Consider the following 13,889-nt stretch of genomic DNA (forward strand, 5'->3'; position numbering starts at 1 on the left):
TGTTACATCACAGTCCGAATCACCTTTGAATCAATCTGATAGTGTTTAATTGGCACAATAGGCTTGTAATAGCTTCTTATCTAAAATCTTAATTTTCTTTCCATTTAATTCGAGCGTATTCTCTTCCTCCAGCTGTTTGAGCATTCTGAAGAAGGTTTCATAGACCGTTCCTGCATAATAAGCCAAATCTTGCCTCTTTAGTTCAATTGCAATAAATCCAAGGTTATCGCAGCCAAATTGTGCTTCTAGGGTAATAACCGTATTCGCTACCCTTCCCTTCACTTCCATTAATGCTAAATCACGCATTCTTTTTTCGGCGTCGCGTAATTCATTAATATGAAAGTTCAAAAATTTTCTGGCGAAAGCTGAGTCGGCATCTAACAAGCGGTCAAAGGAATCGAGGCTAAGCGAACATACGTAGCTTTTTTGGAGGGCAGTTGCGGAAATTGGGTATTTCAAGTCGCCTCCCATTCCCCGATATCCCAGAACTTCGCCTGGCCGATTAAAATGGAGTATAAATTCCCGATCTTCGCTCCATTTCATATGGGTCTTGATACAACCTTCTGTAATAAAATAAATGGTATCAGCTTTATCGCCTTCTTTAAAAAGTATTTGGCCTTTAGCTATTTGACCTTGGGTGCCTTTGGCCTTAATCGCTCTAAATATTTCATCGCTAACTTGATTACAGAGAAAACAGGTTGACGCACCGCATAGTCGTTTAATTGAATCCATATCTGCAAATGTAAAGGGAATAAGCCTATAAAGAAATAGTCGACTCAACCAATAGGCAGCTATTGATGAATTTTGCTTGGCTAGCATCATTCTCACGCATGAAATTTAAGGCATTTACAACATTATCTATCGTCATTTGTTCTTTTAGGGATTAAGCGATCGGCTGACGGTAGCTGGTCATAATGCATCGAAGATAAAAGAGAAAACGATATGAAGTTCGCAATTAATATGTTAGGGGGGTTAGCAGGAGCCCTTATTTTAAATATCATTCACGAAAGTGCTAAAAAACTGTTTAAAGAAGCGCCGGAAATCGACAAGGTCGGTCAGGAAGCTATCAAGAAAACCAGTCGAACTGTTGGCATAACACCTCCAACCGGAAAAAAATTGTATACGACTACGCTTTTAAGCGATCTTGCCAGTAATACCATGTATTACAGTGCTATTGGGAAAGGCGATCCACAGGGCTTGTTCTGGAGAGGCGCAGGTTACGGATTAACCGCCGGACTTGGAGCAATCGGTCTTACAAAACCTTTGGGATTAAACGACGCACCAATCAATAAAAGTATGGTCAGTAAAATTCTCACGGTAGCTTGGTACACCCTAGGTGGAATCGTTGCAGCATCAGCTATTAAGCTGTTGGATATGAAGAACGATCATGTAGTTGGCCGGAATAATTAAAATTAACGATTTTATCACTTAGCCATCTGAGATTCAAGGTTTATAAGAAGCATTGAATATCTGTTGTGATGATGAATATTTGCAATCGCACAGAGATGAAAGGAATTCATAAAATGAAGTTAATTAGGCGTAACAACACAGCACTTTCATCGTCTATACTATAATTAACATTAATTCCGATTCCACATGCTGGCTTGTCCTCCCGTCCGATTTGAAATAGGCACTTATGTCGGTGAAAAAGTGAAACAATTGATATTTGACGGCATTATAGCAAGTGAAACAACGTTTAAGCCAGGCATGTCATCCGAATGGCATTACCATAGTAACCCGCATTTCTCACATATTTTGTCGGGAGGCAGCAGGGAATTGAGAGAAAAGGGGACACAAATACAAATGGCTGGTACTAGTCTGTACTATTATCCCGGAATACCACATCAAAACCTGAACTATGTGCAGGGAACGCGGATATTTAATATGGAATTAACCGCTGACTTTTTCAAGAATTATGATATCTCGATACCGGATGAATCATTTATGTTCGAAGCGCTGCCATCAATCAATACCGCTTGCCTCATGCAGATTATGCGTGAAATTTACTTAAATGATGCGGATACTCCCCTGTCGCTTCAACAGCTTTGTTTAACACTAAACGGTAAATCCAACAAAAGGGAACATCTTTTTCCTGAATGGACAAAAAAAATTAAATCGATCCTGTATGACGAATGGGATAAGCCATTATCCCTTCATACATTGGCTCACTATCTACAAGTACATCCAGTAACAATTTCTCGGTATTTCGCTCGTTATTTTGGCTGTACAGCCGGTGAATATCTGCGCCAGATCAAAGTCGAAAAAGCACTTATCCTACTGAAATCGCAGCACGCCACACTTACTGAAATTGCTTACCGCTGCGGCTTTTCGGATCAAGCCCATTTCACGAAAATTTTTAAAAAGCTAACAGGATTCACTCCCAATCAATACAGAAAATTATAAGCAATACGCAAGGCTAATATCATACAATTTTATATTGGAAAAGCTTTGTACCTTCGTTTACACCTTAATATCAAGCGATTTGTAATTTTTTACTTGTTGGTTTAAACAATGGAACAAAACATACAACAGCATCCTAATAGTTGGTGGAAACGAACTCGCAATTGGTTCCAAAAAGCAATTGCATTTTTCACGCCAAATAATCGAACGCTCAAAGCCAGCGGGATAGGAATTTTCCTTGTCTCATTGCTCTTTTTTGCTTTCAATACAATTGATGGTTTCCTTTCGGCTGTCGGATTCAGTTATTATCTGCTCACTCTATTCTGTTACGTTATCGCGTCTTATCTCATTGCTGTTATCATCAGTTTTGCCATAGGTCTTGCCGCAAAAACCCCACGCTATTTTCGACAATCCATCGCCTTTGTCATTTTCTTTATTTTATTTTTTGATCGACTGAGTTGGCCATACAATTGGATCGTTATCGGCTTCGTTATTATTTTCCCTGCCTTGATTTTTGGTGCCTTATCTTATTGGAGACAACATAAAGAAAGCCAACATACAAGAAAAAGGCAATTACCGGCTATTATGGTCTTTGGTCTGGGACTTGTTGGTTTGGGACTTGGTTTATTTCTTTTTCTATATCCCGGAAGAAGGGTCGAGTCCATTAAAAATTACAAGTTACTGGCAAAACTTCCCCCAACCATAAAGGCAGCCAATCCAGCGCAGAGAGGTAAATGGCAGGTTTCCTTTTTAAGCTATGGATCGGGGAACGATAAACATCGTACAATATATGGCAAAGATGCTACCATAAAATCCCCTACTGTAGACGCATCCTTTTTGTTAAAATCTTGGACCGGTATTTCAGGTAAATTGCGTACTTGGTATTTCGGTTTTAATGAAACGGCACTTCCATTAAACGCGATGGTCTGGTATCCAAACAACTTACAAGGGCCTGCTCCCCTTGTTTTGATTGTACATGGAAATCATCTGGCGCAAGACTGGTCAGAAAGTGGCTATGATTACTTAGGCGAACTACTTGCCAGCAAAGGCTATATCGTTGCATCCGTTGACGAGAATTTTTTGAATGGGAGTTTTACTGATATGCCCCGAGGTGGTTTGGAAAAAGAAAATGGCACACGCGGATGGTTAATGTTAAAACACTTGGAACTGTGGAAAAAATGGAATGAAGATCAATCAAATCCATTTTATCGGCGCGTTGATATGAATAACATCGCCTTAGTGGGCCACTCACGTGGCGGTGAAGCGATGTCTCATGCCGCCTTGTTCAATAGTCTACCCAGCTTTCCGGATAATGCAAATGAAAAGTTCGACTTTAACTTCTCCATCAAAGCTTATGTAGCGATAGCGCCCGTAGATGGTCAATACAAACCTGCATCCATCTTAGCCCCCCTTCAAGACATCAACTATCTTGTAATACAGGGAACACACGATATGGATATGCAGTCGTATGGAGGACTAAGTACATATAAGCGTATTCAATACAATCCCTCTTATCAAGGTTTTAAGGCAGGCTTGTATGTTCATCATGCCAACCATGGGCAGTTCAATACAAGCTGGGGTAAATATGACGCTAGTCGACCTTTCATCAACCAGTTTAACATGACCAACGTCATGGAGGCAAAAGATCAGGAACAAATAGCCAAGGTTTATATTAGCGCCTTCCTTGACGTACATCTAAGAGGTATGACAGCCTATACACCTTTATTTATGGACTACCGATGTGGTCGTGATTGGCTTCCCGAACAAATCTATTTTAACCAGTATGAATCAAGCAAGTCCATATTCCTGGCACGCTATGAAGAAGACTTGAATCTGACGACAGCGACCATACCTGGTGTAAATATAAATGCAACGAATTTAAGTGTGTGGAGAGAAGCACAACATAAGCTAATGTGGGGAGATCATCTCTCACGTGTAGCCTATATAGGGTGGAATTTGGAAGATGACAAGAAGCTAATTGGTAAATATACATTTAACTTTAATGACAGCATCCATTTGGCAACAGAAGATAAGGCGCTTGTCTTTAACCTTACAACAAGCGACGAAAGTTCGCTTCACCTAACAAAGGGAAAAAAGAGTAAGCGAGAGAAAAGACAAGAAAAGGATGCAAGTACGAAAGAGAAAAAACAAAAGCAAAATATCGAAGAAATGCCGCCCATTGATTTCACAATAGAATTGGTAGACCGTTCAGGAAATCGGCTTCATTTTTTGTTGAGCAACTGTTTCCCTTTACAACCGCAGATACAGAAAAAATTGACAAAATATGCTTTTCTCAATGCAAACGAAGATGCCGAAGCGATACCCGACTTCTTCTACTTTGATCTAAGCAGGTTGAAAAAAAACAGCGCTTCATTCGATTTAAATAATCTGCAAAGCATCTCCTTTATTTTTGATCAGTCGCCCTCCGGTGTGATTGCTTTGGATGATATTGGCTTTATACCCTCTTTCTAAATTTCTTTTTCTTTACAAATCGCATTACCAACAATAAGCCAAAAAGGAAACCACCAATATGGGCGGCATAGGCAACGCCGCCCGCTTGCTGCCCACCTAGCGCACCAAGACCATTTGATACTTGGAAAAGAAACCATAGTCCCACCGCCAGAAAAGCCGGTACGGAGATCACAACGAATAAAATCCATACGTAAACGCTTCTTCGCGGGAACAAAACCATATATCCTGCTAATACAGCGGAAATGGCGCCCGACGCACCTAAACTGGGAATCAGTAGATCTTGTCCAAGAATAAAAGTACTGAACACATGACTCAAACCGGCTAATGTTCCTGTTAGCAGATAAAAGAGCAAATAGTTGATATGTCCCATACGGTCTTCCAGGTTATCGCCGAAAATACCGAGATACAGCATATTCCCTCCCAAGTGGGCCCAGCCGCCATGCATAAACATGGAAGTTATCAATGTTAAAAAAACCGGTACAGGTGTTTTTTGTAATCCCGGCAGCTCGAAAACATCTCCAGTAAAGGGGTCAGCAATCAGCTGACTCTCAGTGATAATATCCCTACCTGTTAATATTTCCGCGGGGATCGTTGCATAAGCAAAAGTGAAATAAATATTATTACCGAAATGTTGCCAAAAAACGAACACGAATATATTAATAGCGATAAGTATATAATTTACAAATGGGATCGTCTTCCGATCCCGATTATCGTCTCCAATTGGAAGAAGCATTTTTTTCTTTTTTTAGCCGTCTTTAAGAGAATCTTTTTAAAGACATTGCAAATCAAAGAAAAAACCCGCTATTATTATAATTGTTTGCATCGTTCCGTGCATATCGCCTGCAGATCCGATCTTACATACAACATTAATAGCATGTAGTTATGTCCTTTATTATAAACGCGTCCATTATGTATTACCGCTATTCAAAAAGATCATCACCAAATCTTTTTGTTTGAAGCCTTTAATGCATCTACAACATAATTAGCTACTTCATCATTGTCGGAATGGTTCTTTATCCGTTCGTCTAAGTTACGTTGCCAATTCTTCAACGCCTCCTGCGGCGATAAACCACATGCAAAAATGCCTTTTTTCATATCAGGTCCCAACACACAACAAAAGTCATTTCCGTCCTGGAATATGATGGGGCGTAGTTCCCGCACCGTTTGCGGTACATCTTTCGCTTCATAATTGAAATGAACTAGCATTTCCTCAGGGATCCTCATTTGCTCCATATACAGTTTATTATCGGATGTATAAAGAAAACAGCCCGGAAATTCGTTTTGTTTACCCGCATGAAAAAAAAATCCTAAAAAGCCTCTCCATTGAAAATATAGAAACCGGCGCCTTCTTGTGTGAAACCGATGTCCAAACGGATATAAATATCCTTTTTTGGAAAGAGTAAATAACGAAGGCCAAAACCACCTGACCATTTTAGATTGGAAAAGCTAAGCGCGTCAATGCTCGGACCCACCGTTGCCATTGATCCAAATACAACCGCTCCTACCCTTTTACTGAACGCTAACGGCAACATTCTAAACTCAACCTGTGAGGCTAACATATTCTTATCTCGATACCGACCTTGGTAATAGCCACGCATCAGCATATCGCCCCCCATCAGGGCTAACAGGTTGAAGGGTACATCTCCACGGACAAAGTTGCCAAAAAGCTGCCAAGCAAGGGTATTGCGCTTGTTTAGCACATGAAAAGACCGTATATCTAAATTAACACTATTAAAGCGGTAATCACTGGCCAATGAGGGGCTGTAGTTCAAAAAAGAAAGCTCCCCAAAGAACCCTTTCCTTACATTTAACACATTGTGCCTATTGTCATAAACCAAAGCCGCACCCAGTCCGAGGTTTAACGAACCATCTGCTCCCAAAGGAAGCATTGGCGCTCCTGAAGCAGGTCGATTAAAAGACACATCGGTGAGTTGTTGAAAATCAACCTCAGGGCCAACAAAAAAATCCTTACTGATTTTCCTTAAAACACGTTGCTTAAAGGCAATGCTAAAAGCGTCCACCACCGCATGATTAGATTCTCCGGTACGAGGCCCGATACCATAATAAAACAGAGGAAAACGCTGGATACGCGTTCTTCCCAGAAAAAACCACTTGTCTTTGTCGCCGTATATCGCATTATCAAGCCATAAGCCATACTGAGCCTTAAAAGTAAAGAAAGCGAACGCCTGCAGCTCGCTCAACCTGTTCAATGAATCGTTCTTAGCACGAAATAGCTGAAGGGCCGAAGCCCCCAGCTCTATCCCCGTTTCGGGCGCATAGCCAAAAGTGGGATAAACCGTAAAGCTTTTTTCCGCGGCAGAAGCTGTGTCATTAAAAATTCGGTGGACCTGGCGTCCCACCCAGCTATCTTTTAGACCTTGTGCCCGTAGGTTAGGATTTAGCAGTAAGCATATGATTATAGGAGACCCAAAAATTTTTGCACCAGCTTTCATAGTAGATCGATCGCAGCACATGCGATTAAAAGCAAGGATACGCTACAAGTATTAGAATGCCATTATAAACTTCGGAACAAGGATAAATGGCAACAGATGCAAGTCAATAGTGAATTCGGCTTTCTTGCGAGATTTATCCAAAACAACCAATCTAATCTTAAAAAAAAGGCAAATAAGAAAAAAACATTAAAAAACAACGGACACTTCAATACAAAAGCAACAAAAATCAAAAAGAAGTAAAAAGATATTTCCATACAATTACATATAAAGAATAAAATACCTCAATAAAACCGCCATAAAACCAATAAAAACATCATTATATTATTTTTTTATCAAAAAAAGTCATTTTTTTTTGGAAATAACCAACAACAATTATAGATTTGACAAAAAATGAAAGATATATATATCAAAAAAATAACCTAAAACTAATTTCTATAAAAAAAATAGAATAAAATTCCAGTTAAACAACAATTTTAAAAACCATAACAAAACAATTGCATGAAATAAAAAAGACTAAACAGTAAAAAAACCGTTATCAAATTATCCAAACACCGTAAACCAAACGAAAAAAATGAAATCGATTACCAAAATTTCTTCAACATTTATGTTTTGCGCCCTTGCCCTAGGTGCAAATGCTCAAGAGAATGAAACAAGTCCATTAGTCATAACCGGTTCGGCTGACATGTACTATAAGTACGATTTTTCCGGGTATAGAACGGAAAATGGGTATTCCAATATCCCTACCAGCTTTGCTAATGAGCAAAATTCTATTTCACTAGGTATGTTAGACCTAGCTGTCAGCAAAAAGGTGAATAAAGCTTCTTTTGTTGGAGAAATTTCTTTTGGCCCTCGCGGACAAGGTCAATCCATTGTTCCTGGCAAAGATGGCGATTCCTTCCATTTGCAAAACCTGTATGTTAGTTATGATTTTACCGACAAGTTTTCAATGACTGCAGGTTTCATGGGAACCTTTATAGGATATGAAATTATTTCACCTACGGGTAACTTTAACTACTCTACTTCCTATCTTTTTTCGACAGGTCCTTTTCAAAATGCTGGAATAAAGGGCACGTACACCTTTTCAGAGAAGGTAAGTTTAATGGTTGGTCTTTTCAATGACTGGAATCAATACCAGGATCTCAATGGCGTATCACATGTGGGGGCCCAACTTCACGTTTCGCCTGTAGAAGGGTGGGATGCATACCTCAATTTTCTTAATGGCCATTCGGCACCTGACGTAAGTGGTACCGGCACCATCTTCGACTTAACCACTTCTTACCAAATAACCGACGCATTCAAACTCGGTCTGAACGGTGCAAATTATAAGATTTCCGATGACGAAGGTGGTTATCACGGCGGTGCCTTGTACGCCCAGTACGCCTTTTCTGATGCCTTTGCCTTAGGTGCACGGGGCGAGTATTTCAAAAACAAGGACACAACGGTAGATAATGTAAAAACGGAAGGCACTTCGATTAAGGCTATCACTCTTAGCGGGAATGTAAAAGCGGGTCCTTTAACGATCATACCCGAACTCCGGCTCGACTCCGGTTCGGAGGAAATATTCTTCAAAAAGAATTTAAATACGACAAAAACAGCGTCACAGTTTTTAATTGCAGCTGTGTACGCATTCTAAAGAAAATAGTAGAAATCAACTTTAAGTACAATTATGGAAACAAATTCAATCAAACAATCGACACCCTTTCTGGTCTTGATTGCGGTGGCTATTGCCTCAATTTTTATTCAACCCGTCACAGCATTTAATGGTGAGGGCGTTTACAGTGGAGCTGACATTGCATGGGTAATTACGGCAGCAGCCTTAGTTTTCCTGATGACTCCCGGTTTGGCTTTTTTTTATGGAGGTATGGTGCATCGAAAAAATGTAATCTCCACGATGATCAAAAGTGTAGTTGCGGCCGGAATCGTAAGTGTAATCTGGGTTATTGTTGGGTTCAGCCTCTGTTTCGGTGATTCGATAGGCGGTTTCATTGGTGATCCAAAAACATTTCTGTTCTTTAATAATGTAATTTCCGGTGAACCTTGGGGCGGTGGACCTACGATTCCACTTTCCTTATTTGCACTTTTTCAGCTAATGTTCGCCATCATTACCCCTGGATTAGTAGTCGGTGCCGTTGCCGAACGCATCCGATTTACATCCTACATCCTTTTCATCGTATTGTTCTGTCTGTTTGTCTATGCTCCCTTGGCACACTGGAGCTGGCACCCCGAAGGCTTTTTAGCTAAGATGGGCGTGCTTGATTTCGCTGGTGGAACCGTGGTACATATATCTGCAGGTTGCGCTGCCCTAGCAGGAGCATTGGTACTAAAACGCAGAAAATCGCACCTCGAACACCAAGAAGTACCACCGGCAAACATTCCCTATGTATTAATAGGCACCGGTTTGCTTTGGTTCGGTTGGTTTGGCTTTAACGCAGGGTCGGCTCTGGCTGCAAATGATTTAGCGGTATCAGCGTTCGGCACGACCAATACAGCCGCCGCTGCAGCAGGCCTGTCCTGGATGTTTTTTGATGTCATTAAAGGAAAAAAACCATCTGTACTAGGTTTTTGTATCGGAGCGGTTGTCGGCCTGGTAGCCATTACCCCCGCAGCGGGCTTCGTAGCAATTCCGCAAAGCATTTTCATCGGCGTGGTTGCGGCTATCATTTCTAATCTTGTCGTTCAATGGAAATCTAAGTCAGCTTTGGATGATACGTTGGATGTATTCCCTTGTCATGGCGTAGGCGGTATGGTTGGCATGTTGTTGACGGGTGTTTTTGCCAGCAAAAAGGTGAATCCAATAGGTAACGACGGCCTCTTCTATGGCAATCCAGAGTTCTTTTTCACCCAATTGAAAGCGATGCTTATCGTTGTAGCCTTCAGCTTTGCAGTATCTTTCGTCATCTTTAAGCTGGTTAATTTGATTCAGCCACTTCGTGTTACTTCCGAGGAAGAAGAGCAAGGTTTAGATTTATCGCAACACAACGAAAACTATACACAGGGCACTTTGATTTCATCGCCAAGTGCCTAAACAACGATGCCTGATGCAGCTATTTTCTTTTGAAGAGAACTGCATCAAGAAAGAATATTTACATTTTTTTATTTTTTTTCTTGTTTCATAATAATTCTTACATATATTTGCGGTATCAAAAAGAAAAAATGAAATACACAGCTGCATATTGGTTCTTTGGTTACTTTTACTTTAGCAGTAAGGGCCGGGATTAATATGCATGTATAAAGAAATAAAATGTATAAGAAAGTCCCGGTTGTTCACCGGGACTTTTTTTTTGAGATTTAAAATGAGCAAAATAAGAGTAGCTATTCAAGGAACACGTGCTTCTTTCCACGAGGAAGCAGCTTTCAAATATTTCGGTCAAGACATCCAGACGGTGGAGTGCGAAACTTTTAAACATACATGCGAGGCTTTAAAGAAGAATGAGGCAGACTATGTTGTAATGGCCATCGAAAACTCCATTGCCGGAAGTTTGCTTCCTAACTACACACTACTGCACGATTATCACTTCCCGATTGTAGGTGAGGTCTATTTAAGCATTCAGCTTAACCTGCTAGCTTTACCAGGAACTAAGCTAGAACAGATCAAAAAGGTAGAATCTCATCCTATTGCCTTACGGCAGTGTGCTGATTACTTGGAGGAACACCCTCAATTTAAAATAACGGAAGGTACCGATACGGCCTCCTGCGCAAAAAAAATCGCCGAAAATAAATTAACTGACACGGCAGCTGTAGCGAATCAGTTAGCGGCAAAATTATATGGTTTGGAAATCATTGATCGGAGGATTGAAACAAACAAAAAGAACTATACGCGCTTCCTGATTCTCTCCAAGGAAAAAACAGAAAATCCCAAAGCCAACAAAGCAACGCTGCTCTTTCAAACAGACAATAGTATCGGATCCTTAGCTCGTGTACTCACTTTTTTTCTGAAGAGCAAATAAACATGAGTAAAATCCAGTCGATGCCCGTATTGGGAAAGCGCAATGAATATGATTTTTACGTGGACATTGAGTGGAAAAAACAAAACAACTACGATGCAGCGATTCGGAAAACGCTCAAACACACCATTAATTTTAACATTTTAGGCGAGTATATAAAAAACGATAAGGTATAATAAACTAGAAATTATTAACAGCAATACAAAATATAATACAATAGAACAATGAAGCTAAATTTAGACATCTTGCCCTTAAGCTCATGGTTAGCTACCGGCAAAGAACCCTTAGTAATTGCGGGACCCTGCAGTGCCGAAACAGAAGAACAAGTAGTTGCTACGGCTCATTTGCTGGCTGCCACCGGCAAGATCTCTGTGTTACGCGCAGGCATCTGGAAACCCCGTACTCGTCCGGGCGAATTTGAAGGCATTGGAAGCATCGGCCTGGAATGGTTAAAACGAGCTAAAGAAGAGACCGGCTTATTGACCGCAACAGAAGTGGCTACCGCCAAGCATGTAGAGGAGGCGTTAGCTGCCGGTGTGGATATACTATGGGTAGGTGCCCGCTCAACTGCCAATCCTTTTACCGTTCAGGAAATTGCTGATGCCCTACAGGGCGTCGATGTTCCAGTCTTAGTAAAAAACCCGGTTAATCCCGACCTATCGTTGTGGATTGGTGCTTTAGAGCGTATCAATCGCGCAGGAATCAAGAAATTGGGCGCAATACATCGTGGTTTTTCTTCCTATGAAAAAACAGCTTTCCGTAACGAGCCTATGTGGGATCTAGCTATTCAGTTAAAAACGGTGGCCCCCGAACTTCCTATCATCAATGATCCTAGCCATATTTGCGGCACAAGAGAATTAATACCTTACGTAGCGCAAAAAGCAGTGGATTTGGACATGCAAGGCTTTATCATTGAGTCGCACATCGACCCATCGGTAGCTTGGACAGACGCAAAGCAACAAGTAACTCCGGCAGCATTAGCAGATCTCATTAACAACCTTTCCCTTCGAAAAGCAGAATCAAATGACCCCGTATTCGAAGATAAACTTGCTGCCCTGCGGAAAGAGATTGATGCTATTGATGATCAGATCATCAAAAAAGTTGCAGATAGAATGAAAATCGTTGAAAAAATCGGTGAATACAAAAGAGACAATAAAGTAACGATTTTACAGGTAAATCGCTGGGAGGAAATCATCGAGAAACGCAGCAAATTTGCAAAGGCCTTAAACCTGGAGGAAGACTTTACTGTTAAATTATTAGAATTGATTCACGGTGAATCTATTCGCAAACAGAATCAAATCATGAACGCCAAACCAGCAGTGGAGGCCTAATGAACACGAAAACACTCAGCGTATCGTATCCGAACGGGGCCATACAAGGCACCGTTCAATTAACCGGATCTAAAAGTGAAAGTAATCGCGCGCTTATTTTAAGCGCGCTCAGCAAAGGAAAAGTTCGCATCGAGAATCTATCCAATGCAGATGATACTGTAACCCTGAAAGCTGTTTTGGACTCGCTGCATACACCGCAGGAAAACCGAACAATTGATGTCGGACCTGCGGGAACGGCTATGCGTTTCCTTACCGCCTACCTTTCAACCATTCCGGGCTCCTTCGTATTAACGGGGTCTGAACGGATGAAACAACGTCCCATAGGTATCTTAGTTGATGCGCTTCAAACCATTGGCGCGCATATAAATTACATTGAACAACCAGGCTTCCCTCCTTTGCAAATACATGGTAATTTCACGCAACAGCAGGAAGAAGTCTTTATAAAAGGTGATGTCAGCAGTCAATACCTATCCGCTTTATTACTTGTTGCTTCGTTTCTTCCTAAGGGTCTTCGCCTAAATATCCTAGGCACCTTAACATCCAAACCCTACGTCGATATGACCTTGGATATGTTAAGAGAAACAGGAATTACTCATGAGTGGAATGAAAATAGCATTACAATCCGCAAGCAACCCGTACAAGATTCGATCCTACACGTAGAGCCTGATTGGAGTGCCGCATCTTACTGGTATGCCGTAGTAGCACTTGCGCCGCTGGGTAGTTGCTTATTTTTACCCGGACTTAAAGATCGCAGTCTACAAGGCGATCGTGCAATTGCTGGAATCATGGCAAACTTTGGTGTTCGTTCCACCTTTGAAAATAAAGGTGTTAAAATTGAGAAAACGACTACATCGGACAGCAAACGGTTTTTTGATTTAAAAGAATGCCCTGATTTAGCACAAACCATTATTGCTTGTTGTGCAGCCCTGGGATACGATGCAAGCTTTACCGGTTTAGAAACCCTTAAGATCAAAGAGACAGACCGTATTTTAGCGCTTCAAAATGAATTAGCTAAATTTGGAGTGCAATTGCTTGAAGACAATCAAATTTATCACTTGAGGACATCAAACAAAGCGATGCCAAAAAGCACCGTAATAAAAACCTACGAAGACCATCGTATGGCAATGGCCTTTGCTCCGTTGGCTCTTGCTTTTGACGAGATTGTAATCGAAGATCCTGCGGTAGTGGGGAAATCATACCCCGCTTTCTGGGAGCATTTGGCAAGCGTAGGTTTTATATTAGATTAAGCAAGCGTCCTTCGAGAACATACAATTACTTTAACAAAAATT

General features: G+C 41.0%; 11 protein-coding genes and 1 pseudogene. 8 read left to right on the forward strand and 4 right to left on the reverse strand.

The window, feature by feature from the left end; genetic code table 11:
* Positions 1–45 precede the first annotated feature (45 nt).
* The gene (locus M1D52_RS14850; protein ID WP_437392891.1) at positions 46–732 is read right to left on the reverse strand and encodes a Crp/Fnr family transcriptional regulator; all 687 of its coding nucleotides are present in this window, start codon (positions 730–732) and stop codon (positions 46–48) included.
* 210 nt (positions 733–942) lie between these two features.
* Here M1D52_RS14850 and M1D52_RS14855 point away from each other — a divergent pair, with 210 nt between their 5' ends.
* From M1D52_RS14855 to M1D52_RS14865, 3 genes are all read left to right on the forward strand, one after another.
* On the forward strand, positions 943–1,410 hold the full coding sequence (locus M1D52_RS14855; RefSeq protein ID WP_437392892.1) for a hypothetical protein: 468 nt from the start codon (positions 943–945) through the stop codon (positions 1,408–1,410).
* Positions 1,411–1,596: 186 nt separating this feature from the next.
* Complete coding sequence (locus M1D52_RS14860) at positions 1,597–2,403, forward strand: helix-turn-helix domain-containing protein (RefSeq protein ID WP_437360361.1); 807 nt, start codon at positions 1,597–1,599, stop codon at positions 2,401–2,403.
* A gap of 108 nt (positions 2,404–2,511) precedes the next feature.
* Positions 2,512–4,872, forward strand: coding sequence for a hypothetical protein (locus M1D52_RS14865; protein WP_437392893.1), 2,361 nt, complete (start codon positions 2,512–2,514; stop codon positions 4,870–4,872).
* Here M1D52_RS14865 and M1D52_RS14870 read toward each other — a convergent pair.
* The 3 genes from M1D52_RS14870 to M1D52_RS14880 all read right to left on the reverse strand — a co-directional run bounded on the left by M1D52_RS14870 (position 4,856) and on the right by M1D52_RS14880 (position 7,232).
* On the reverse strand, positions 4,856–5,605 hold the full coding sequence (locus M1D52_RS14870) for a rhomboid family intramembrane serine protease (RefSeq protein ID WP_437392894.1): 750 nt from the start codon (positions 5,603–5,605) through the stop codon (positions 4,856–4,858). The genes M1D52_RS14865 and M1D52_RS14870 overlap by 17 nt on opposite strands.
* A gap of 203 nt (positions 5,606–5,808) precedes the next feature.
* The gene (locus tag M1D52_RS14875) at positions 5,809–6,105 is read right to left on the reverse strand and encodes a hypothetical protein (RefSeq protein WP_130857871.1); all 297 of its coding nucleotides are present in this window, start codon (positions 6,103–6,105) and stop codon (positions 5,809–5,811) included.
* A 74-nt stretch (positions 6,106–6,179) separates the two neighbouring features.
* Positions 6,180–7,232 carry a BamA/TamA family outer membrane protein gene (locus tag M1D52_RS14880; RefSeq protein WP_437392895.1) on the reverse strand — a complete coding sequence of 351 codons (1,053 nt, stop codon included), beginning with the start codon at positions 7,230–7,232 and terminating at the stop codon, positions 6,180–6,182.
* A gap of 664 nt (positions 7,233–7,896) precedes the next feature.
* Here M1D52_RS14880 and M1D52_RS14885 point away from each other — a divergent pair.
* The 5 genes and pseudogenes from M1D52_RS14885 to aroA all read left to right on the forward strand — a co-directional run bounded on the left by M1D52_RS14885 (position 7,897) and on the right by aroA (position 13,847).
* Complete coding sequence (locus M1D52_RS14885) at positions 7,897–8,958, forward strand: porin (protein WP_130857481.1); 1,062 nt, start codon at positions 7,897–7,899, stop codon at positions 8,956–8,958.
* Positions 8,959–8,991: 33 nt separating this feature from the next.
* A complete protein-coding gene (locus M1D52_RS14890; protein ID WP_130857480.1) occupies positions 8,992–10,350 on the forward strand; it encodes an ammonium transporter in 1,359 nt (452 codons plus the stop codon).
* Between the two features lie 268 nt (positions 10,351–10,618).
* Positions 10,619–11,445: pseudogene (locus tag M1D52_RS14895) on the forward strand (prephenate dehydratase).
* 48 nt (positions 11,446–11,493) lie between these two features.
* On the forward strand, positions 11,494–12,600 hold the full coding sequence (locus M1D52_RS14900) for a chorismate mutase (RefSeq protein WP_013666484.1): 1,107 nt from the start codon (positions 11,494–11,496) through the stop codon (positions 12,598–12,600).
* Positions 12,600–13,847: a 3-phosphoshikimate 1-carboxyvinyltransferase gene (gene aroA, locus M1D52_RS14905; RefSeq protein WP_013666483.1), complete on the forward strand. Its 1,248-nt coding sequence runs from the start codon at positions 12,600–12,602 to the stop codon at positions 13,845–13,847. The genes M1D52_RS14900 and aroA overlap by 1 nt, the downstream gene beginning before the upstream one ends.
* The last annotated feature ends 42 nt before the right edge of the window (positions 13,848–13,889 follow it).

This window comes from Olivibacter sp. SA151 (genome assembly GCF_054130995.1).